Source organism: Ornithinibacillus jepli, from assembly GCF_047228935.1.
In the GTDB taxonomy this organism is placed as follows: domain Bacteria; phylum Bacillota; class Bacilli; order Bacillales; family Amphibacillaceae; genus Ornithinibacillus.
The window spans coordinates 267,386-290,281 of the sequence record NZ_JBFEGG010000001.1 but is presented as its reverse complement, the minus strand read 5'-3'; the positions used below and the strand labels follow the sequence as shown (position 1 = coordinate 290,281).

Here is a 22,896-nt window from a genome sequence, read left to right as displayed (position 1 = left end):
AAATAATATTAGTAAACTCCGCATTCGTCATATTATTCGACTTTGCTGCAGTTGAAATTAGCAGACGTTAAATTTTCAAAATATTCCATCTGCTAAATTGAAGATTCTACTTACATTGGAGGTTTTATTAATGACAAAACGCGCAATCACGACGGAAGATTTCATGAGTTTAGAAGTATTTAGTGATCCACAATTTTCTCCTGATGGAACTACATATGCCTATGTTTCAACCACTATTAATGATAAAAGAGAATACGAGTCAAATTTATTTGTTCAAAAGCTAAACGAGAAAACTGCTAAACAATGGACATTCGGTGCTAATAAAAACAGCAATCCCCGCTTTTCACCAGACGGAAAAAAAGTAGTATATCAATCAAATCGTAGTGGTATACCACAGCTCTACCTACTTCCATTAGATGGCGGTGAACCAAAACAACTTACTACTTTTAAAAATGGTGCAGTAAATCCTGAATGGTCTAAAGACGGAAAAGCAATCATCTTCACCGCTTCTTTAGACAAAGACGATGATGTAACAAATCAAAAGGAATTATCGAAAGAAGAACGTCAAAAAGAAAAAGAAGAAAAAAGTAAAAAACCTCTACATGTAACGACTTTAAAATATAAATCCGATGCACAAGGTTTTCTAGATGACAAGAAGGCACAAATTATTCTGTACGATATTGAAAAAGAAACTTTCACACAATTAACAGAAGCAGATCACCACCACGGATATCAAGATATATCACCAGACGGTTCAACGATCTTATTTGCTGGTAATCTAAGCGAGAATTCAGATTATGAATTAAAAAGTGATATTTATCTGTTGGATACCACAACTAAAGCAGTAACAAAGCTAACCGATGGAGAAGGTTCTTATTACACAGCAAGGTTCTCTCCAAGTGGTAACAAAATTGCTTATCTTGGTCATAAACAACAATATTTGAATGCCACATTAACAGAGCTTTATATTCATGATATACAAACAAAAGAAACAGTTTGCTTAAGTGAAAAATGGGACTTCCAACTAGGGGATTTAATTGTAGGTGATACACGTTTAGGCTCTTCAGAAGGTGGCCCAGTATGGTCAAGAAATGAAGATAAGGTATTTTTCATCGGATCAGACCGAGGGGCAGTTAATCTTTATGAAGTTAGTTTAACTGGAGAATTAAAAGAACTTTATAATGTTGATAGTCATGTATTTGGTTTCTCTTATAATCCAACTCAAGGATCTTTTGTTATCGGGGTAAGCTCACCTACTGATCCATGTAATTTCTATCTACTAGACTCGGAATCTAATGTTAAGCAACTAACAGATGCAAATCGAGAATTTCTAGATAACGTTTCAGTTGGTAAACCTGAAAGTATTAGTTTCAAAGCAAAAGACGGTTGGGATATTCACGGTTGGTTACTACGCCCTTATGGATTTGAAGAAGGTAAGAAGTATCCATTAGTACTTGAAGTTCACGGTGGACCACATGCAATGTATGGCCAAACATTTTTCCATGAAATGCAATTACTAGCTGCTCAAGGTTATGTTGTTGTATATACGAACCCTCGTGGTAGCCATGGTTATGGTCAAGAATTCGTTGATGCTTGTCGCGGTGACTATGGTGGAGGTGATTACGGTGATGTAATGTCTGCAGTGGATTATGCAATTGAAACGTATGACTTTATCGATCAAGAACGTCTAGGAGTAACCGGTGGAAGCTATGGTGGTTTTATGACGAACTGGATTGTCGGGCATACAAACCGCTTTAAGGCAGCTGTTACACAGCGTTCAATTAGTAACTGGCTAAGCTTCTATGGCGTAAGTGATATCGGTTACTTCTTTAATAAATGGCAACACGGGTATGATTTATTAGATGACCCTAAAGCATTATGGGAAATCTCACCATTAAAATATGCAGATAAAGTAGAAACGCCTCTATTAATCTTGCATGGTGAACTAGATTATCGTTGTCCAATCGAGCAAGGGGAACAATTCTATGTAGCACTTAAACATTTAAAGAAAGAAGTGGAATTCGTTCGCTTCCCTGGCGCTAACCATGAACTTAGCCGGAGTGGAAAACCAGAAATGCGCGTGGAACGATTGAATCATATTTTACGCTGGTTTAAAAATTATTTATAGAATCCTGAAAAAAGCTGACGTACTAATTACGTCAGCTTTTTCATGTTTATTTTTCAAAATTCTCCTCTAGAAACTCCTTCACTACCTTCTTATACTTCTCCTCATCTGAAACAAACGACTCCCCATGATTGGCATTATCAAAGGTTACAAGCTCTGCTTTACTTTTAGTATTCTGATAAAGCTCCTGAGTCATTTCTGTTGGAACAAAGGTATCGGCATTCCCAGTTATATATAAAATAGGTACTTCCGCTTTTTTCACCTGTTCTAATGCAGAAGCCTCTTTAAAGGAATATCCAGCTTTAGCTTTCGTTACTACACTAGTTGAATGAATAAAAGGGAAAGATGGTAAATGAAACATTCTATTAATTTGATAAGAAAATAAATCATGCACACTCGTATATGGGCTATCAGCAATAACAACTTTCACATTATCCGACAGGTCTTCCCCAGCCGTCATTAATACTGTAGCAGCTCCCATAGAAAGTCCATGAAGAATAATCTCCGTCTCCGGACCTAACTTCTCTACAAGCAAATTAATCCAGTCCATATAATCTAACCGATCCGGCCAGCCAAACCCATAATAATCCCCTTCACTTCTTCCATGCCCTCGGGAATCAGCAGTAAAAAAATTATAGCCTAATTCCTCATAATAATACTGACCATATAAGGCCATATCACTCCCACGACCTAAGTAACCATGAGCAGCAATGACAAGCTTATTCGTTGGTTCTTTTGCTTCAAGAAAATAACCTTGAAGAAGCAATCCATCACGAGAAGTCATTTCAATATGCTCGAACTCCTGTTCAGATACCCATTCGCGCCAGCCACCATCTAGTAATACCTCCATCGTCTCTGCGGAAACTTCAAGGTCTTTATTTCCACTCAAGAAATCTTTCGGTCCCCGGCTAATGGCGAGATCATAAAAATAAAAACTAGCAATTACATCTATAATCAATATAACAATAAATAGTCCAGTTAATCCTCTTAAGATTTTCCTCTTCACCATACTTTCCCCCTAGATGTATTCTCTTGTTGTCTATAATACTATTATACTAGAAATTTTCGCACAAAATTGAAATTTCTTCTTGGTAGATATTTGTAAGCATCCCAAGATAAAACATCTAAAAGGGGTGGTGATGATACAACTACTGAACTAGGGGACCACCGTTAGAAAGTCTAATTGGGGAATATTATAGATAACTTGAAATGTAAAATAAAAGCGCTTGATGTGTTCTCCATTCAAGCGCTCACTTTCTTTATATATGCCTTCTTTCCATTAGATGAATTCCAATCCCAATCGCACATACTCCCATTAAAACTAAAATACTGATTGGCATTAAAATCTCTTCCATTGGATATCCATATACCACCCTACCTTGAAGAGCCTGCATTCCATAATATAGTGGATCAATTTTTGCCAAGGTTAATAAAAACTTCGACTCTACAATTTCAATCGGCCAATACGCCCCTCCGATCATTGCCATACTCACCGAAAAAATTGGTAGAATAGCATTAAATTGCTGGACTGTTTTTACAATAGCCGTAATTAAAATAGCGATTGAAACAATAGCGAACACATACGGAATTAAAAGTAATAACGTATCAAAATATCGCCCATTAAAATCTACTCCAATGATATACCGGAAAACTGTAAAGGTGATAGCAACTTGGACATATCCTGTTATAAAACTATATATTAAATTCGCAACGTACATCTCCCACTTTTTCACAGGAGATAATATCATCCGGTCCCATATCCCATCTCTTTTTTCAACTAATATAGGTAAAACATTGTAAGCAATCGTGTAAATTACAAAGAATAAGGAAAAGCCAAATATGTGGTGCAAATTACTATTATAAACAAACGCATCGTCTCCACGGAAACTACTAGATTCTATAGCGAAAACTGGCTCAGATAATTCTTCCTCCATGGTTTCTAGGAAATCCTCTTGCTCTACAGGTGAAGTTATCCCACTCACATGTATTAGCTGATCTCGTAAATTCTTTTCTTGATATATCGAATGGACTGTTTGCTCAATTAGACCTGAGTTAAAGGAATCTACCCCAACAACGAGTTGATAATTTTCTTCTTTTAAGACTACACCTAATTCTGCTTTTCCATTGGAAACCATCTCTTCTAACTCTTCTTCAGTCATCCAAATAAAATCCATTGAGTCTACTTCTTTCACTGAATCTTTGATAAAGGAGTCTACATTATTACCAGCGTAGACAGGAACAGTTATATTGGAAGGTCCCGTTGAACCTCCAAAGATAAGAGCAAACACGATAGACATTCCGGTAAAAATTAAAAAAGTAAATGGGGTACGGATAAATTGTTTTAGCTTAGCATTTAATATTCCAATCATGCAGATAACCCCCTCTTCGGAAAACATAGGACAGCTATTACTACCGCCGATATACCAAAGCATGCTAGGTAGATTAATTGATTTCCTATTGCCCCTAACTCCTCACCTCGTAATATAGTTAAATATGCCGTCATACTAGCGCCATTTGGTGTTAAATTGCCTAGAAACTGTATCGTTTTAGAAAACTCACCAACCGGTGCAAAGCTACCACCTAAAACCGCAAATATCGTTACTATAATACCGGAAAAGAAATGAATTACGGTATCTGAGTTACCTCGAAAACTTATAGATACTAATAAAACCGCAATTCCTCCTACAGCGAAAGAAAATGCTAGTGTTACTAATAAAAAACTAGTTAAATCCGGCCATGTCACTCCAAATACAAATCGTGAAAACGTAAAAATAAATATAGACTGGATAAAAGCAAAAATAGTACCTGAGAGTAGTATGCCAATGAAATAAACCCATCTCGAGATATTTGCCACAATAATTCTATCCACTACATGCAATCTCTTTTCTTTAAATGCAAAAGATCCAATAGCACCAGCCAAAAATAAGACATTCATTAATACCATACCTAATGTGTAGTAAGCTTGTGATGTTACAGGTTCTTTCTCATTTATCGTTACAATTTCGCTTCGGATATCTTCATTTAATTGAAGTTCTTCCAGTTCAAACCCATTTGATCCTAGAAACTTTCCTAAAGTCAATTGCTCTTGAAATTGCTCTAAAATACTATGAACTATATTGACTCCAACTTGTTCCCCTTCATTTTGTGTAACTAATAAAGTAGGCTGCACGTCCTCACTTAACACTAAATTGGATAACGTATTGTAAGTAAAATTGTTAGGAACTTCAATTAAGGAAGTGAAAGAATCATCCGAAAGTATTTCCTCACGTTCAGCGGAAGTAATATAATGTACTTCTATAAATTCTTTAATTGTCTCCTGTTCAAAGACCGATTGCTTTAATTGCTTGATAGGAAGCATACTATCTATATTTGCACGTATCTCATCCATAACCTCAGGAGGAAGTTTATTCTCTATATCCTCTAAAAAACGGTCAACCTGCTCTCCCTCAGACTCATGTTCCAAAAATGCTACTTGAACCTTTATTGGTGCGCTTTCTCCATTCATCAAACCACCAAGTGCTGTTGATAAAATGGTAATTAATATTATAGGAAGTGCTAATAGTAACAATAATTCTTGTGGATTCCTCAAGAAAATTAATCCTTGTTTCTTTATAATATTCCAGACCATCTTATTCACCCCTAATCCCTTAAAGCTCTTCCAGTAAGATGTAAAAATACATCCTCAAGCGTTGGGGCTTTGTTATCAACGGAGATTAATTCAATCTCATTTTCTTCTGCGATTTTAATGACTTCAGAAAATATTCGAACTGATTTCGGAACAATTACTAGCACTTCTTTATCTACAACCGTTACTTGTGTTACTGATGGATGTTGTTTTAAAGCATGTAGAAATTCATCATTAATTTGCTCTGCTTTAATGGATATCGTATTTTCATTGGATAATATTTTCTTTATTTCATCCTTTGTACCAGATGCGATTAGATTCCCTTTATCCATAATGTAAATACGGTCACATAAGAGCTCTACTTCTTCCATATAATGACTCGTGTATAATACCGTCATCTTTCTTTCCTTATTAAGTCGCTTAACCGTCTCTAGAATATAATTTCGGGATTGTGGATCGATTCCAACTGTTGGCTCATCCATTATAATTACTTCTGGATCATGTAACATTGCTACTCCAATATTTAAACGTCGCTTCATTCCACCCGAAAACTTTTTTACAACATCCTTCCGTCGATCTGTTAAGCCAATTTGTTCCAATACTTCATTAACCTTTTGCTTTAGCTTTTGGCCACGTAAATGATAAATTCTCCCGAAAAAATAAAGATTCTCCTCCGCGGATAAATCATCATATAACGCAATTTCTTGTGGTACAATTCCTACAATCTTTCGGAAGCTACTTGGGTGTTTCACAATACTTTTGTTCTCAAAAAGGACATCTCCACTAGTAGGTTCCACTAAAGAAGAAAGCATAGATATTGCCGTGGACTTACCAGCACCATTCGGTCCAAGTAATCCAACTATCTCTCCTCTTTCTATAAATAAGTTTAAATTTTTCACCGCTTCAATTTGCTTAAATCGCTTCGTTAAATTTATTAATTCGATCATTTAATTCCCCTCCTAGCTTTAGAATACGGAAGTTTATTAGAATAATATACTACCTGGAGTCATGAAGTGGAAGATTGGAGTATGACCTGAGTCACTTTTTAGATAATCGATTGAAAATCCCCTTTATTTGGCTGAGATATACACCTTGTATTAACTAAAAAAGCCCTTCTAATTCGAAGAGCCCTTTAACCATACTATTTATTCTATTGAAAACCTTCTCCTCAATAAATACGTTACACCAAACACGATTATAGCTGATATTAACAAAATTCCCCCACCAAGTTGCTGCTCCTTAACTGGTTCAAATGGTAGTAGTAAAAGTGCTAACTCAGGTGATATCCCTTCTCCAACTGGCAAGCATACTTCTAACGCTTGGGTAAAAGTAGTCAAATCAGTATATGCCTGATATAAGATTTCCTTTGAAACTAGTAGAATTCCCCCAAGTGGAATCATACTCCCTATACAGAAAGCATGATAGGAAAGTGTATTATTCTTACCACTAATAATTGGTACCCACATCAACAGTGATGTAATCAATAAAACGAATAAGTAAAAATAATTCCCATATAAATCAATTCGGGCCTCGTCAAATATCGGTGGATGATGGTAAATATATAATGCTAGAAAGAATTAACTAATTGTTACGTATGGCCTTATAAGAAAAGAGTTTATTCTACTAATAAGCTCATACTGTATTAAACGATGAATTATATTCCACTTCATTCCTATTAATAATAGTGGTGGTGCAATCAAACAAAGCAGTACTACTTGTATAATATGGACACTAAATTGTATTCGACCAATTATATTTATTGGACTACCAGTTGCAATAAATAGAACAATCAATCCTATGAAAAAGAACACTGTCTTCCATAACCTGTGATTTTTCTCCTGTGGCAGTAAAAATAAATAGATAATAGCGGCAAACGCTATAAAGAGAAATATCCCTGTATTCCAAAGTGAAGCAAAGGGAAACTCCTCTAACATGATATCAAGCATCTAGAACACCTTCTTAAGCGATTCTTTCCTTCATTATAAAGGATTTAATAACGGGAATTAGTTCTAGATATTACAAATTTATGAATAGGGTTTTGACTTAAAGCTCGTGCTTCACTGCAAATATCGCAAGTTGCGTTCGGTCCCTCAACCCTGTTTTTTGAAGGATTTGCGTTATATGATTTTTTACTGTCCCAATAGAAAGGAATAGTTCATCAGCAATTTCCTTATTTGTTTTCCCTTCACCAACTAGCTTTGTAATCGATAGTTCACGTGGAGAAAAATCAATATTAATCGTTTCTTTCGTACTTTTTTGAAGTAACTTCGGCATAACTTTAGCCGCTACTTCATCATGTAATGCTAATCCACCTTTCATGCAGCTGTGTACTGCTTCAATTAGCTTCACTGAATCCGCTGTCTTTAATAAGAAGCCATTTGCTCCTTCTTTTAATGCTTCAACCGCATATTCATCGTCATTAAATGTTGTGAGAATTAGTATTTTTATTTCCGGCCACTTTCTCTTTATAATCCTAGTCGCTTCTATGCCATTCATAACCGGCATTCGGACATCCATCATAACAAAATCGATAGAATATCTTTCTAATATATCAATTGCTTCCGCACCATTTTCCGCTTCATGGGAAACACGAATATTTTCATCCTGCTCTAAAATTACTTTTAACCCTTGCCTTACTATAGCTTGATCTTCAACTAATAATACATGCCACATACTATTTATTCCCCCTTACCCGCTGGAATAATTCCCGTTACAAGAAACTGGTTATCTTTTTGAAATACGTCTAATCGTCCATTAATTTCTTCTAATCTATTTTTCATATTTGTGAGTCCAAAGCCTAACTTAAAAGCTTTCACTTCATAAACAGCATTAGAAATTTCAAAGGTAACATCGCCAATAGCCGATTTACCTAACTCTACATGAATCTCTCTTGAATGGCCGTGTCTCATTGCATTTGTAAGTGCTTCTTGAATAACTCGATATAAGACAACACTATTTTCATTTGATAATGGAACAGTAAGTACACCTTGCTTCAATGTAAACTGAACAACAATTTGACTTTCTGCTTCAAGTTTTCGAATTAAGTGCACGACAGTTGCTATTCCTTCACTTTCCTCTGCTTGTAATGTCCTTACCGCTTGACGTGTTTCTCCTAAACTATCTTCGGCCATTTTCTTCAGCTCACGATAATCTTCATTTTTTGTTTGAATAGCTAGTACTTCGAGTTTCATAATTAAAGCAGTTAGCCTATGTCCGACCGAATCGTGGATATCCCGTGCGATACGATTCCGTTCCTCTACACGTGCATTTTCTTCAGTAAGTACGTTTATTCGCTTTTGCTTACGGTATTCGCTTAGTAGTTCTTCATAGAGGGTGCGCTGCTCTTTTAAAGTCCCGTCATAATGATTAATAGATAGGATCAAAAAAGAGAGGAAACAAGCAATTATCGACACTGCCAATACATGCTCCAATTGGAGGTAACTTATGAAAATAGCTAACCCAAGATTGAAGAGGATATATAACTTTAGTAAATGATCACGTAACCTTAGTGAAGCTATAATAGAAACAAAAAATAATAGAATTACGTTAAAAAGATTCCCATCTGTGAAAAGTAATCCATGTAAAAAAATAATCTTGGAAAGTATAAAATACAAATAAAATGGTACCTTTTTTAAAGATAGGAAAAAGAAAATTCCCATCGAACCTGCTAACCATAATATACTGACCCCGACATTCTCACTATATTGAATAATTATTAGGCTCCAAAGTGCGACAAATATAATAAATCTAAACCAAAAATACCTCATAACACCCTACTTTCCTAGCGGTCTATTTTTTATGTATTCCAATATTATCTTATCATAGGACTCAATTAAATAATTGTAAATTATTTCCTAAGCAATAAAGGAAATTAGATGATAGTTATCGAAATAGACTATACAGGAGGAGATTAATTTGAATTATTCTTTTTTTATAACCGGTTTTCCTGGCTTTTTAGCATCAAGCTTAATAAAACAACTGATGAACGATCACTACTTAAATATTGAACATATCTATTTATTAGTACTACCGAATCAGGAAAAATTAGCCATAGAGACACTTCAAAGCATTGTAACGACTAGTGAGTTAACTAAGGAGCAATTTACTATTATTTTAGGTGATATTACGAAAGCAGATATTGGGATATCTTCTGAATATAAAGACGTACTAAAGGATAGGATAACCCATGTTTTCCATCTAGCTGCAATATATGACTTAGCTGTTCCAAAAAATATTGCCTATGAAGTAAATGTGAACGGAACAAATAATATCAACAAATGGTTGACTAGCCTAAAGCAGTTAAAACGTTATATCTATTATAGTACCGCTTATGTATCTGGGAAACGAGAAGGAAAAATATATGAAAATGAGTTACAAAAAGGGCAAGAATTTCGGAACCATTATGAGCATACGAAATATTTAGCTGAGGTTCTCGTGCAAGAGATGAAGGACAAAATTCCCACTACAATTATTAGACCAGGCGTAGTGAAGGGTCATTCAAAAACAGGGGAGACGATTAAGTTCGATGGACTATATTTTATGTTAAATGTATTAGATAGATTCAAATTCTCACCTATCCTTCCATACTTTGGAAAAGGCACTGCAGAGGGCAACTTTGTACCCTCAGACTATGTTCTAAAGGCTACAAGTTATCTTGCCATTAATCCAGTAGGTGAAGGGAAAACCTATCACCTTACGGACCCTAACCCTTATAAAATGTGGGAGCTTCAGAAAATGCTAACTCAACACTATTTAGGAAGATCCCCTAATATTCGTGTACCACTTGCATTAACGAAAGGATTTTTAAGTGTAAAGCCGATTCGGAAATGGTTAAAAGCAGAAAAAGAGGCGATGGATTACTTTATTATTCATTCTTCCTATGATTGTAGCCAAGCAATACAAGATTTAGATCCGGTTGGAATTCGTTGCCCTGATCTAAAAGATACGCTTGAGGCAATGATTCGTTTCTACCGAAAATATAAAGATGATCACACTAAACACATTAAGATTCGTTAATAAAAAGGCGTAGTTCAATATAAAAACTACGCTTTTAAAATATCTTGAAAAGCATCTTCTACCGTTTCAAAAGTAAAATCAAAGCCTTCCTGTTTCAATCTATCAGGAACAACCCAACGGCTTTTTAATACTAATTCTGTTTCGGTACGGATTATAAAAGCTCCGATTTCAAGAAGCCATTTTGGTGAGGGAATTCCTATTTTTTTGTCCAATACATTTCTTAACGAGGCCATAAACTCCTTATTACTTACAGGATTTGGTGCAGAGCAATTAAATGCCCCCTCTAAATACTTTCTTTCATTTAAAAATAGAACGATTTGGAATAAATCCTCAATATGTATCCAACTTACCTTTTGCTTACCATTTCCTTGTTTCCCACCTAAACCAAATCTTACAAGGTTACGAATAGGTTCTAATGCACCACCATCTCCTAGTACAATCGCGATACGTAATGCAATTTGTCTTGTATTTAGTAGTTCAAAACGAAAAAATTCATCCTCCCATTTTGCAGCTACATCCACTGAAAAACCTGAACCAATTTCACCATTTTCTTCTGACATTGGTCTGTCATCTGCATCACGATAAATTGTAAGCGTACTGGAATTCATCCAAACCTCAGGAGGCGTAACACATGCCTCTATACATTCGCCAAGAATTTTAGTTGTCGAAATTCTAGACTCAATAATAGCACGTTTATTTTTTTCATTGTATCGACAGTTGATCGATTTCCCAGCAAGATTGATGACCATTTCAGATCCTTCTAGCGCATCTATTACACCTTGTCTATCTTCCCAAGAAATGTGATTTTGCTGCCTTGAAATAATATGCACCTCATAGCCATATTCAAGGAAACGTTTCTTGAAGTATGTACCTATAAAACCAGTTCCACCTGCTAAAACAACCTTTTTCATCGTTACCACTCCATTTTATAACTGCTACCGTAGATTTCTAGTTCTATGGTCCCTCTATCGACAAATATCTAGGAAACTGGCACTTTGTAGGTATTTAGCCACTACAAACTAAATTCTGTGAATATTTTACCATTTCACAATTATCTCGATACGAGACCCCCTCATTTGTAGTATAATTAAGGGGACAATACGCTAGGCTTGAGACGAACATGATATTGGAGTTACTATCGGCGGCTTCAAAAAAATCCCCAAGAAAGGGGCTGAAGCTCGTGATTCCAATTGAAAAAACCCTTGAACTAATGTTGATGTTCTCAACACTTGTATTGTTAGTTGTGAACAGTCGTGAAAAAAAGTAATCAACCTGTCTCTTCATAAGAAACCAGGATAATTACCTTTTTCACCAAGAAAGGAAGTCGCCGCAGCCTACGCAATTGTCCGAGTCGTAAGTTGCCGCTTACGACTCGCTCCCATTCTCCAGCTACGACACTCCCAAAGACAATTATACCGAATTGGATGTGCTACCTTCAACACTTTTTTGAAAATTACATATTTTTCTAAAGGTAATTCAATATTTCCTTCCATTCCACTATTTTTTCCTGCAAAGTTTTATTGTAACGACCAGGAACAGGACTTGAGGAGGAAAGTTTTATAACCGGGATATGGGATAAGGATTCCGGAGAATAATATTTTTTTAACGTGTTAAACGATTTTGTTCCATTACATGCAATAAGCTTTATGTTTAAATATTTTTGAATAAGACCAGGAAGGTCATTTGGTTCTTCATCTCGAATCTTTGCATCTAAACTTCCCTCTCGATAGCAAGAACCGATGGTATCCCACAAAGCTATATTTTTCCTCTGCAGAAAAATGATCTTTTCTCCATAGTTATCTAATGGAATTTCATTAAATAAACTGAAGATTATTTTCCAAAAATGGTTACGAGGATTTCCATAGTATTCTTGGCTTTCTAAAGATAATACACTTGGCATTGAGCCTAAGATTAATACTTTAGAATCCTTTGTTATGACTGGTGGTAAACCGACTATTCTATGTATCAACTGATTAAACTTCTCCCTTACTAAATAAATACGCACTCTCACGCTGTTCATTATTTTTCCATAAAAGTAATTGATCAAGTACTGCTAGGGTAAATTCCGGGAATGCTGTCCCTTTTGCCGTAATAATGTTATCCTGGACTTCTATTCTTTCTCCAGAATATTCTGCGCCAACGAATACTTCTTTAAACATTTCATAAGTATTCGCTGTACAGGTGAATTTATTCTCTTTTAATAGACCTGCTTTGCCAAGAATAGTTGCAGATGCACATATGGATGCTATTGGTTTATGTAGTGTATTTGCTTGTTGAAGAAAATTATGAATCCGAATATCATCTACGACTTCTGAAACACCATCTCCACCAGAAATTAATATTAGGTCAAAATCAGTAGGATCCGCTTCAGAAATTGATAAATCAGGAGTTGTTCTTATTCCTCCAAGACTCTCCACTACTTTTCCATCAATGGTTGCCGTTATCAGATTAGCCTTACCTAGCTTTCTCAAAAAGAATAATGTATGAGCTATTTCAAAATCAGCATACATCGGATAGGCAAAAAATAATATGTTTGTCATTCTCCATCCTCCATTTTCAAAATCAATGCTTCACCATCAATATCTATAACTGTCCACGTGGATACATTTCTATTTCAAGTCGTTACAGTTTTCCATCAACCGGGAAAAATATATTCAACATTAATGTAAGAAGGTTCATCTTATACTTCCTTTTCATTATTTAAATTATATAGGAAATTTTCTGTACTTTAAACCACCATATAAAAATATTCTAGTTACCACGATAGTTGATTTTTCACCTTATAAAAGTTGGTAAGTTGAGATTTGAGGAAAAACATAAAAAGAAAAAAAAAAGAGATCGATATAATGATCTCTGTTTTCTAATGATTAATAGCCCGAAATTGTTGTAAACGCTGCAAAACTTAAAATAATTAATACTAAAAGAATACCGTAAATTGCTACTCCTATAATGCTCGTTACTCTACCAGCAATCGCTAGCCCTCGACCACCCTCATTTGTCACTACGATTTCTTTCAAACTACTATTGGATAATATAATACCTATAATTCCAAGAATCAAGCCAACATATGGTATAACAATAGATAAAATACCAAGCACTAATGCTGCAACAGCTTTTCCATTTGTTTGTTGTGTTTCCAATGGTAGCCCCCCCTTCATTTCTTTTTGTTATATACTTTATAAAAATATCAAAAATTCCCATTTATGTATAGAAATAATTTATTCGTTAGGAACTTTCACAACAGGCATTCAATCTAGTATACTTCTCTATATAAATAAATATGTAAGAATTTACGGGGGGCTTTTATGGAACCAACTTTAATATTAGCTTCAACCTCACCAAGGAGGAAAGAACTATTAGAACTAGTTCATATCCCTTTCACTATTAGAAAGCAGGATGTTGATGAATCAGTCATTACCATTAATGATCCCGCACAAAGAGCTGAACAACTATCCTTACATAAAGCAGTGCATACTAATTTTATTCATTCTAGTGAAGTTATCTTATCAGCAGACACCGTAGTAGCGTTTGAAGGTAAAATCTATGGAAAACCAAAAGATAAAGAAGAAGCTTATGCCATGCTTTCAACTTTAAGCGGAAACAAACACGAAGTATTTACTGGAGTAACAATTCGCTCTCAGGAAAAAACTATTTCCTTTGTCGAATCAACTTCAGTAGAATTTTGGTCCCTAACTGAAGATGAAATCCATGCTTATATCAAAAGCAACGATGTTTACGATAAAGCAGGAGCATACGGCATTCAAAGTCTTGGCGCATCATTAGTTAAGAAAATTGATGGAGATTTTTATACGGTTGTAGGCTTACCTATTTCTAAAGTTGTACGGGAATTAAAGCAATTTCATATTAACCCAATAAACTTATAAACCTAAAATGACCGTTGGAGAAGGATTGAAAAATGTTAAAAAATGAACAGGACATTATAAATGTTATACAAGATGATAAAGACATGATGAAAATAATAAACGCAGCCCAAACGCTCGATTTACCAGATTGGTGGATATGTGCGGGCTTTGTTCGTTCAAAAATTTGGGATCTTTTGCACGGATTTCAGGAAGCAACACCTATTGATGATGTGGATGTAGTTTATTTCGACCCAACCAATATAGATGAAGCGACAGAAAAGGAGTTTGAACGTAAACTTCACAGAATTTTACCAGGTGTCCCATGGTCAGTCAAAAATGAAGCTAGAATGCACATTGTTAATAATGTTGAACCATTCAAAAATACGGTTGATGCTATATCTAAGTTCCCAGAGACAGTAACTGCACTTGGCATAAAAATAGATAAGGATGGAAAATTGATATTCACTGCTCCCCATGGAGTAGAAGATGTCTTAACATTAACCGTACGTCCAACTCCTAACTATAAAAATTCAGAAGAGGGAATGAAAATCTACTTGGGGAGATTGAGTAAGAAAAAGTGGAAAGAGCATTGGGATAACGTGATTTATTTAAACGAGTAGGAGAAAGAATATGAACATTGAAATAAAACAAATAACAAAAGAAAATATTCGTGAATGTGTTCGCTTAGAAGTTTCAGAGGATCAAAAAGAGTTTGTAGCTCGAAACATAGCAACCATTGCATGGGCATATGTCGATGACACTTTTACCCCTTATGCCCTATACCATCATGATACTGTAGTAGGTGTTGCAGCGATTGAATACATACCGGAAAATGACCTAGAGGATAAGCATTGGATTCCTCGTTTTATGATTGGCGCTGAATTTCAAGGAAAAGGTTATGGGAAAAAGGCAATGGAAGCACTAATCAATATGATTTCTAAACATGACGACTGTGAACGAATTCGTTTATCCGTTGTACCTGAAAATGTTGGAGCTATAGCCTTCAATGAAAAAGTAGGATTTAAGATGACGGAAGAAAAAGTTGAAGATGAATTAGTGATGGAATACTTTATCCGATGACATAAAAGAGAAGCATCTGCTTCTCTTTTATAATTCTTTCTCTAAAACTACTACTTCGTCTATCACATAATGACTTTTACGATATGTTGTGATTGCAGCTTCATTTTTAGATCCAGTTAATATTTTCATAAACTTCACACCACGAGAAATAAGTTCCTCTTCTAAAACAGAAATCATCATGTTAGCCAAACCTAATCTTCGAGCGTTCTTTTCTACATATAACTCGGTTATTTCACCTACTGCACTTGAATAACAAAAGGAGTTAAAGCTTTGTCCACATGCAAAGCCTACAACTTTTTCATCCAAGGTTGCCACAACTACAATTTCATCACTTGTCATTAGATGCTCGATTATTTTTTCAGGGACAATTTCCTCCCCACCATTAAATTCTTGATTAAGACGGGCGAGTTCTATCGCATCCATCTTTGTTGCAAGTCTAGCTTGTATTTCAGGCATGACTTTTCCCCTTTACGATTCCTTGAATTCTCTAAACCAAGTAAATCTTTCTACTTAGTTCCGGCACTCCACCACAACAGTTCCAAACAAATCACCACCGACATAAACTTGAAGTTCCCAAACTCCTTCAGATGGTAAGGACATACTTGAAGGTAAATGAGCGTCAGCACCATTGTTTGATCCACCTAATGTTCCCGCTTCAAAAACTAAAAGCTCCTCTCCACTACTGACATTTTTACCAATTACTTGGAATTCCCCATCAAGCTCATCAGGTTCCCCCCAAAAATGCCACATATATTTTTGTGCTTGATTCGGTATAAAACGAGTTACATCCGTACCATCATAAATAAAACCAATTCTACCTTCTTCCCCAATCATCGTATAATTGTTAGCCTCAAACAGAGAACTTACTTCAACTTCATTTGGATTAACTTCTAAAGCTTTGTTAATAAATTGTTGTAAGCGTGATTGGAATTCCTCTGTTGCAACAGAATATGCCTTGGTATGTCCTGCATTTGGCACAATCCAAAGCTCCTTGTCTCCACCTGCAGCTTCATATAATTCATGGGCCATTTGAGTTGGTACTAATTCATCTGCATCCCCATGAATGATGAATAAAGGCTTTGTATTATTCTTTACCTGATCAATTGCTGATGCTTCACCAAAATAATAACCCGCACGAACTTTCGTAATAACACTTGTTACATCCAGAATCGGAAAAGATGGAAGATGGTATAAATATTTTAATTGATGTCTCAATTCCTCTTTTACCGTAGTATAACCACTGTCAGCAATTATTCCTTTCACTTCGCCTGGCAAGTCTTCTCCACTTGTCATCAGTACAAGGGACGCCCCCATTGAATTACCATGTAAGAAAATATGCTCCGCACCATATTGTTCAATGAGTAAATCAATCCACTTCAAATAATCCAATCGGTCATGCCAACCATACCCAATATAATCCCCTTCACTCTCTCCATGACCTCGAGCATCTGGCATCAACACATCGAAACCTCGGTCATAATAAAACTTCACTAAATCATCCATATCGTCATGTTTACCACGATAACCATGTGCTAAAATAACTGCTTTTCCATTGTCTAAGTCATTTTCAAGAAATCCTGCTTTTAAAAGTAAGTTATCATATGATGTAATTTCCAGTACTTCTTTTTCTTGATCGGCATACCACTTTTCGGCTTCTTCTAAAATGGATAAAGCTGTCTCACTAGCTAAAGCGTTTACACTCGCAGGCTCACTGTGTAATTCTATATCGGTTCCACGCTTAATCCCCTCACTGTAAAAATAATTACCAGCTACTAGTAAGCCAATTACTAGTACGCCTACGATAGCCCCTAAACTTATTCCTATTTTCTTTTTCACTTGCAATCCCCCTGATTTTTTTATATATCTAAGATAAGTAATATGTTAATTGATGAAAAATGGATTAGATAACCAAGTATTAGTATCTAGTAATAATACAAACTTAAATATATATATTATCATAAGAATAATTAAACTACTATTAGGAAAATAATGTTTATGTTTGGAGGGTACAAAGCAATTAGGTGAAAATTATATGACGAAATATTTAGAATAATTTTACCATATAAAAAGGATTTCTCACAATTAGGAGAAATCCCTTTTAATTATATCCACTGAAGAAATTCTAATCTATTCCCAAATGGGTCATGTAAATAGAATCTATTTGCACCAGGAAGATTGTTGTCTACTATATACTCAGTATCCTTCTCGTCTAAATATTTTTTCATTGCTTCAATATTCTTCACTCGTATTGCGGGATGTGCTTTTCTAGCTGGATGAAACGGTTCTTCTATTCCAATATGAATATCAACCTCCCCATTGGAAAACCAAACACCACCGCGACTTCTTAAGTTTTCCGGTTTTTCAACTTCTGTAAAGCCTAAAATACCATGATAAAACGCTCGCGCCTTCTCTTCTCCACCCTTTGGAGCAGCTAATTGTATATGATCAAGCTGTTCATATTGAAAATCCATCCAAATCCCTCCCTTGATGCTTTCATTATATAGAAGGATGTAAAGATTGAAAAATACTAATTTCCAATATAATTTGATAGGTATTGGTTATATAGAAGATTGGAAAGATTAGTGGCTAAAATCGGGTAATTTCGCTGATATGTTAGGGGATTGGTGGATATCTCACTGAATCGGTTGATAGCTTACTCCTAAATGATAAGAAAACAAAAATGACCAGTCTCCCGTAGGAAACTGATCGTTTCATTTTAATATTCAGCAGCCACATATGCCGTATTTGTAATAAAAAGTTTTAAACCACCACTTCACTAAGTGGGTGTTTGCAGAAACCTTCCTGCCTTCCGCTACTCTAGGGCGGCTCGGCATTAGAGCTTCAATGTAAAACTCCCTATTATCTATTTAGAGGTTAAAACTTAGTAAAATACGTACATCGTAGCTTGTATATTTATATTACTATGTCCGCATCAAATTATCAATGTCAATGTCATCCAATTATGGAAAATAGGCTGATAATCCTATTATTTTTAGAAGATTAACTCATATACTTCACGTAGCTGACTAACTCGAACATCATCTTGAACATTCTCCGCATAATTAATTTCTCGCTCAAGTATTTGATCTAAGTACTGCATCTCTCTATCATCTAAATCCTCAACAAACTCCCTTTCATTTTGATACTGATTTTGTTGAAGTTTTAGATAAATACCTCTACTAAGCTCATGATTCTCGTAATTTGATAATGATTCACGTAAGAATTGTAATGTATTATCTATTATAATCACCTACTTAATTAAATCTTCGTATTCTTTTTCTTAGCCCGATCTTCCAAAACTGATTTAGGGCGGTGATTTGCAGTTTCCTCTGTTAGTCCCTGTGGGTTAACACTTGATGTAACACGCTTTTTACTCCAGTTATCACTTTTTTCTGGCATAACGAACACCTCCACTAGATAGTATTTCTAAAAAGAAGCGTATTATCCAAAGGGTTGGGTATTTTAATTAGTGATGATGCAGTAATGGATTGGGTACATTGTACTATCAATTGGGTGCGGCATAATGTTTTATGATTTGGGGTCATTTCTTTCTTCTTGGGGGCGATGTTCTCCACTTTTGGGTTCATCTCTTCCTATTTTGGGGCGATGTTCTTTCCACGAGGGCTCATCCCTTTCTTCTTGGGGCAATGTTCTCTCCATTTGGGTTCATCTCTTCCTACTTTGGGGCGATGCTCTCCACTTTTTGGTTCATCTCTTCCTACTTTGGGACGATGTTCTCCACTTTTGGGTTCATCTCTTCCTACTTTGGGGCGATGTTCTCCACCTTTGGGCTCATCTCTTCCTACATTGGGACGATGCTCTTTCTATTCGGGCTCATCTCTTTCTTCTTGGGGGCGATGTTCTTTCCATTTGGGGTCATCTCTTTCTTCTTGGGGGCGATGCTCTCCCCATTTGGGGTCATCTCTTTCTTCTTTTGGGCGATGTTCTCCCCAGTCGGGTTCATCTCTTCCTTCTTTGGGGCGATGTTCTCCCCAGTCGGGTTCATCTCTTCCTACTTTGGGGCGATGTTCTCCCCAGTCGGGTTCATCTCTTCCTTCTTTGGGGCGATGTTCTCCCCATTTGGGTTCATCTCTTCCTTCTTTGGGACGATGTTCTCCCCATTCGGGTTCATCTCTTTCTATTTTGGGGCGATGTTCTTTCCACGAGGGCTCATCTCTTCCTTCTTTGGGGCGATGTTCTCCACCTTTGGGCTCATCTCTTCCTACATTGGGGGCGATGCTATCCCCATTTAGGTTCATCTCTTCCTACATTGGGGCGATGCTCTCTTTCAAATTGGCTATATCTTGCCTTCCTCTATCTCAATACCTTACAAAAAAGCATAGCCACCAATATGACCATGCTTTAAACCAACTCTATTCCTCTTCTCCCAATCCCTTATATTCATCTCGCAATTCTCGCTTCAATACTTTCCCGCTCGGATTTTTAGGTAATCCTTCCGTAAATGCAACATACTTTGGTACTTTAAATTTTGATAACGTACCACGACAGTATTCCATAATGGATTCTTCTGTTAGATTTACTCCTTCTTTTGGTACGATAATCGCAGTTACTGCCTCAATCCAATATTTATCTGGTATACCTATTACCGCAACTTCTGAAACTCCTTCAAGTTGATAAATCGTTTCTTCCACTTCACGGCTCGAAACGTTTACTCCGCCTGTATTAATCATATCTTTTTTCCGATCAATAATCGTTATATACCCTTCTTCATCCATTACACCTAAGTCACCACTATGGAACCAACCTCCTCGAAATGCTTCAGCTGTTTTTTCCGGATCATAAAGATATCCCTTCATTGCATGTGGTGTTCGGTGGACGATTTCACCAATCTCTCCACGAGGTACTTCTTGGTCATTTTCATCTACAATACGTGTTTGTATATTTAACGAAGGTTTACCTGCCGAACCTAGCTTACGCAATTGATCCTCTGGTTGTAGAGCTGTAGCTAATGGAGCTACCTCTGTTTGACCATAAAAATTCCAAAAACGAGCATTAGGTAGCCGCTCAGACAGTTCCTTTAAAACTTCCATCGGCATAATTGCTGCCCCATAATAACATTTTTCCAACGTAGACAAATCTTTCGTATCAAATTCTGGATGTCTTAAAAGGGCAATCCATACAGTTGGAGGACAAAACAGCTGCGTTGCACCTTCCTTTTCAATAGTACTTATAATGACTTCTGGGCTTGCACTATCTAATATAATACCGCTAGAACCGATATATATGCTCGTTCCTAAAAACACATGCAGTTGTGCACTATGATACATTGGCAAAGCATGTACCAACACATCTTCCTCTGCCATATGACCATCCACAATACAGCTCACATACTCACTTATAATACTTTTATGTGTTAACATGACTCCTTTAGGTCTTGATTCTGTTCCACTCGTGTATAACACATGTGCTAAGTCATCATCGGACAGATTAGCATCTACAAAATCGATTGGCTGTCCCTCACGAATGTCACGTAACAGCTTCCACTCTTCTAACCGACCATCCAACAAATCCCCTTCTTCAATATCCATAATAAATCGAAATGAAATGTCCATTCCAAGTGAAGCATGTTCAAGAACTGGCGCATATTCTAAAGAGGCAATTAGTCCACAAGCACCCGCATGGTTCAAAATAAACGCAACATCATCTTTTGTGAGCATATAGTTGATTGGTATCATTACCGCACCAATTCTGGCTAGGGCAAAATTTACCACGACAAAATCTAAGCTGTTCTTAGACATGACCGTAATCATATCTCCCTTTGTCATACCTAATTCACGAAATGCATGAGCTGTTTGGTTTACCAAATTATCAAGTTCCTCATAATTTAATCGTTTATCACGGTATGCAAGAGCAAATTTTTCCGGCATTCTTTCTCTCGTTCTCGCTAACAAATCACCTAATGTATTTCTTCTTGCCCGCTCTAACAATTGATCTAGTCCATCAAGTACATTTGAATCAGTGTTCATTTTAACAACCCCTCCAAATATTTTGAAGACTGATATGTATATAAAATTCTATTAATTATTTTAATTCAGATAAATTATAGAAGCAACATACTTTACAAAACTTCATGATATTCGCCTAATTTCGACCTAACAAGCTTCTTTCGTCACTACAGTAGAATATAGTTAAAATGACTACTCACTAGGGGGAAATATAATGGAAAAATCAATGAACAGACAGCCTCAGCATTTAGCATGGCATGAAACTCTGGAAATACATGAATTAGTTGCTTTTCAAGCAATTGGATTAATGAAATTAAAAAAAGCGATTGGTGATATCAAAGATCAACGACTCAGAACGATTTATCAAAACACGATTTCAGCTTTGGAAAATAATCTTCAAGACCTTCTGCAATTTTACGCGATTGCACCAAGAGCAGATGCTACAAACATCATGGAACTAGACTCTGGATTCTATGCTGGGGATTTACTGGCCCTTGCGAAGACCTCAGTTCGTAACTATGCGATTGCGGTTACGGAAACTGCTACACCTGTCGTTCGTGAAACTCTAACAAATCACTTACAAAAAGCAATCAAGACACATGCCGATATATTCCAATACATGTACGATAATGGACTTTATCCAGCATATGATTTACAGCAGCTACTTGAAAATGATATGGCACTTGCCAATAAAGCAATGGAAATGGATTTTTAACAAAAAAGACACGGAATAATACCCGTGTCTTATCTATCATATACTACTCTTGTATTAGCAAACATATCATGTAATCCTTGCTTCTGATTAGTAAAGCCAACCATAATATACAATATCATCAAGAAATTAAATACTCGATAAATAAAGCGGCCAATTACTTCTCTAAAAAATAAATCACTCCACCTAAGTGGTTCTTCATCTTCTCGAATCACTCTAATCCCTAAAACCATCTTCCCTATCGTCTGTCCAAAAAACTTTGTCATCAATAAGAAATATGCGAAATATACTATCGAACTTACAATCCCTGTAACTGTCCATATTCCAACGCTTATCGCGATTCCATCATTTACAAATTTAAATGGTGAGAGTAATATTCCATTTAAGCTAGTAATAACCACAATATCGATCACATATGCCCAGAATCTCATCCAAAAACCGGCATAGCGTTGCTCAGAAACAGGGGTAGCGTTCGCATATCCTACCATTGTCTCATTCATAATTGGCCC

The 22,896-nt window shown here is 36.1% G+C and carries 24 protein-coding genes, 1 other RNA gene and 1 pseudogene; 7 read left to right on the top strand and 19 right to left on the bottom strand.

Going from position 1 to position 22,896, the window contains the following annotated elements; genetic code table 11:
• The first annotated feature begins 130 nt into the window (after positions 1-130).
• Complete coding sequence (locus AB1K81_RS01450; protein ID WP_412974872.1) at positions 131-2,128, top strand: S9 family peptidase; 1,998 nt, start codon at positions 131-133, stop codon at positions 2,126-2,128.
• 46 nt (positions 2,129-2,174) lie between these two features.
• Here AB1K81_RS01450 and AB1K81_RS01445 read toward each other — a convergent pair whose 3' ends face one another.
• The 7 genes and pseudogenes from AB1K81_RS01445 to AB1K81_RS01415 form a co-directional block, all read right to left on the bottom strand.
• A complete protein-coding gene (locus AB1K81_RS01445; protein WP_412974871.1) occupies positions 2,175-3,134 on the bottom strand; it encodes an alpha/beta hydrolase in 960 nt (319 codons plus the stop codon).
• A gap of 250 nt (positions 3,135-3,384) precedes the next feature.
• Entirely contained in the window at positions 3,385-4,494 is a 1,110-nt protein-coding gene (locus tag AB1K81_RS01440) for an ABC transporter permease (RefSeq protein ID WP_412974870.1), read from the bottom strand.
• Positions 4,491-5,753, bottom strand: coding sequence for an ABC transporter permease (locus tag AB1K81_RS01435; RefSeq protein WP_412974869.1), 1,263 nt, complete (start codon positions 5,751-5,753; stop codon positions 4,491-4,493). Before AB1K81_RS01435 ends, AB1K81_RS01440 begins: the two co-directional genes overlap by 4 nt.
• 11 nt (positions 5,754-5,764) lie before the next feature.
• Entirely contained in the window at positions 5,765-6,697 is a 933-nt protein-coding gene (locus AB1K81_RS01430; protein ID WP_412974868.1) for an ABC transporter ATP-binding protein, read from the bottom strand.
• 198 nt (positions 6,698-6,895) lie between these two features.
• Positions 6,896-7,684, bottom strand: a pseudogene (locus AB1K81_RS01425) (cytochrome c oxidase assembly protein).
• A 109-nt stretch (positions 7,685-7,793) separates the two neighbouring features.
• Entirely contained in the window at positions 7,794-8,423 is a 630-nt protein-coding gene (locus AB1K81_RS01420) for a response regulator transcription factor (protein ID WP_412974867.1), read from the bottom strand.
• A 5-nt stretch (positions 8,424-8,428) separates the two neighbouring features.
• Positions 8,429-9,517: a sensor histidine kinase gene (locus AB1K81_RS01415; protein ID WP_412974866.1), complete on the bottom strand. Its 1,089-nt coding sequence runs from the start codon at positions 9,515-9,517 to the stop codon at positions 8,429-8,431.
• Between the two features lie 148 nt (positions 9,518-9,665).
• Here AB1K81_RS01415 and AB1K81_RS01410 point away from each other — a divergent pair, with 148 nt between their 5' ends.
• Positions 9,666-10,766, top strand: a complete 1,101-nt coding sequence (locus tag AB1K81_RS01410) for an SDR family oxidoreductase (protein ID WP_412974865.1) — start codon at positions 9,666-9,668, stop codon at positions 10,764-10,766.
• A 26-nt stretch (positions 10,767-10,792) separates the two neighbouring features.
• Here AB1K81_RS01410 and AB1K81_RS01405 read toward each other — a convergent pair whose 3' ends face one another.
• From AB1K81_RS01405 to AB1K81_RS01390, 4 genes are all read right to left on the bottom strand, one after another.
• Positions 10,793-11,677 carry a TIGR01777 family oxidoreductase gene (locus AB1K81_RS01405; RefSeq protein ID WP_412974864.1) on the bottom strand — a complete coding sequence of 295 codons (885 nt, stop codon included), beginning with the start codon at positions 11,675-11,677 and terminating at the stop codon, positions 10,793-10,795.
• Between the two features lie 554 nt (positions 11,678-12,231).
• Positions 12,232-12,735: a DNA-deoxyinosine glycosylase gene (locus tag AB1K81_RS01400; RefSeq protein WP_412974863.1), complete on the bottom strand. Its 504-nt coding sequence runs from the start codon at positions 12,733-12,735 to the stop codon at positions 12,232-12,234.
• A gap of 4 nt (positions 12,736-12,739) precedes the next feature.
• A complete protein-coding gene (locus tag AB1K81_RS01395) occupies positions 12,740-13,306 on the bottom strand; it encodes a DJ-1/PfpI family protein (RefSeq protein ID WP_412974862.1) in 567 nt (188 codons plus the stop codon).
• A gap of 327 nt (positions 13,307-13,633) precedes the next feature.
• Positions 13,634-13,906 carry a DUF4190 domain-containing protein gene (locus tag AB1K81_RS01390; RefSeq protein WP_412974861.1) on the bottom strand — a complete coding sequence of 91 codons (273 nt, stop codon included), beginning with the start codon at positions 13,904-13,906 and terminating at the stop codon, positions 13,634-13,636.
• A gap of 165 nt (positions 13,907-14,071) precedes the next feature.
• Here AB1K81_RS01390 and AB1K81_RS01385 point away from each other — a divergent pair, with 165 nt between their 5' ends.
• Genes AB1K81_RS01385 through AB1K81_RS01375 form a run of 3 tightly spaced genes read left to right on the top strand, consistent with a single transcriptional unit; the run spans position 14,072 to position 15,709 of the window.
• Positions 14,072-14,650 (top strand): Maf family protein, encoded by a 579-nt coding sequence (locus tag AB1K81_RS01385; protein ID WP_412974860.1) that lies wholly within the window; start codon positions 14,072-14,074, stop codon positions 14,648-14,650.
• Between the two features lie 32 nt (positions 14,651-14,682).
• On the top strand, positions 14,683-15,249 hold the full coding sequence (locus tag AB1K81_RS01380; RefSeq protein ID WP_412974859.1) for a nucleotidyltransferase family protein: 567 nt from the start codon (positions 14,683-14,685) through the stop codon (positions 15,247-15,249).
• A gap of 10 nt (positions 15,250-15,259) precedes the next feature.
• Complete coding sequence (locus AB1K81_RS01375) at positions 15,260-15,709, top strand: GNAT family N-acetyltransferase (RefSeq protein WP_412974858.1); 450 nt, start codon at positions 15,260-15,262, stop codon at positions 15,707-15,709.
• 27 nt (positions 15,710-15,736) lie between these two features.
• Here the strand turns inward: AB1K81_RS01375 and AB1K81_RS01370 are convergent, their stop codons facing one another.
• The 6 genes from AB1K81_RS01370 to sspL form a co-directional block, all read right to left on the bottom strand.
• Positions 15,737-16,165, bottom strand: a complete 429-nt coding sequence (locus tag AB1K81_RS01370) for a GNAT family N-acetyltransferase (protein WP_412974857.1) — start codon at positions 16,163-16,165, stop codon at positions 15,737-15,739.
• 54 nt (positions 16,166-16,219) lie between these two features.
• A complete protein-coding gene (locus AB1K81_RS01365; RefSeq protein ID WP_412974856.1) occupies positions 16,220-17,545 on the bottom strand; it encodes an alpha/beta fold hydrolase in 1,326 nt (441 codons plus the stop codon).
• A gap of 266 nt (positions 17,546-17,811) precedes the next feature.
• Positions 17,812-18,180 (bottom strand): VOC family protein, encoded by a 369-nt coding sequence (locus AB1K81_RS01360; protein ID WP_412974855.1) that lies wholly within the window; start codon positions 18,178-18,180, stop codon positions 17,812-17,814.
• 252 nt (positions 18,181-18,432) lie between these two features.
• A non-coding RNA gene (ssrS, locus tag AB1K81_RS01355) (6S RNA) lies at positions 18,433-18,619 on the bottom strand.
• An 82-nt stretch (positions 18,620-18,701) separates the two neighbouring features.
• Positions 18,702-18,950 (bottom strand): sporulation protein, encoded by a 249-nt coding sequence (locus AB1K81_RS01350; protein ID WP_412976096.1) that lies wholly within the window; start codon positions 18,948-18,950, stop codon positions 18,702-18,704.
• A gap of 17 nt (positions 18,951-18,967) precedes the next feature.
• On the bottom strand, positions 18,968-19,108 hold the full coding sequence (gene sspL, locus AB1K81_RS01345) for a small, acid-soluble spore protein L (RefSeq protein ID WP_412974854.1): 141 nt from the start codon (positions 19,106-19,108) through the stop codon (positions 18,968-18,970).
• A gap of 131 nt (positions 19,109-19,239) precedes the next feature.
• Between sspL and AB1K81_RS01340 the strand changes: the two genes are divergently transcribed.
• A complete protein-coding gene (locus tag AB1K81_RS01340) occupies positions 19,240-19,962 on the top strand; it encodes a hypothetical protein (RefSeq protein ID WP_412974853.1) in 723 nt (240 codons plus the stop codon).
• A gap of 120 nt (positions 19,963-20,082) precedes the next feature.
• On the opposite strand, the gene AB1K81_RS01335 is transcribed toward AB1K81_RS01340, so the two are convergent.
• On the bottom strand, positions 20,083-21,696 hold the full coding sequence (locus tag AB1K81_RS01335; RefSeq protein WP_412974852.1) for an acyl-CoA synthetase: 1,614 nt from the start codon (positions 21,694-21,696) through the stop codon (positions 20,083-20,085).
• Between the two features lie 193 nt (positions 21,697-21,889).
• Between AB1K81_RS01335 and AB1K81_RS01330 the strand changes: the two genes are divergently transcribed.
• Positions 21,890-22,390 (top strand): spore coat protein, encoded by a 501-nt coding sequence (locus AB1K81_RS01330; RefSeq protein ID WP_412974851.1) that lies wholly within the window; start codon positions 21,890-21,892, stop codon positions 22,388-22,390.
• Positions 22,391-22,419: 29 nt separating this feature from the next.
• Here AB1K81_RS01330 and AB1K81_RS01325 read toward each other — a convergent pair whose 3' ends face one another.
• The gene (locus AB1K81_RS01325; RefSeq protein WP_412974850.1) at positions 22,420-22,887 is read right to left on the bottom strand and encodes an RDD family protein; all 468 of its coding nucleotides are present in this window, start codon (positions 22,885-22,887) and stop codon (positions 22,420-22,422) included.
• Positions 22,888-22,896 lie beyond the last annotated feature (9 nt).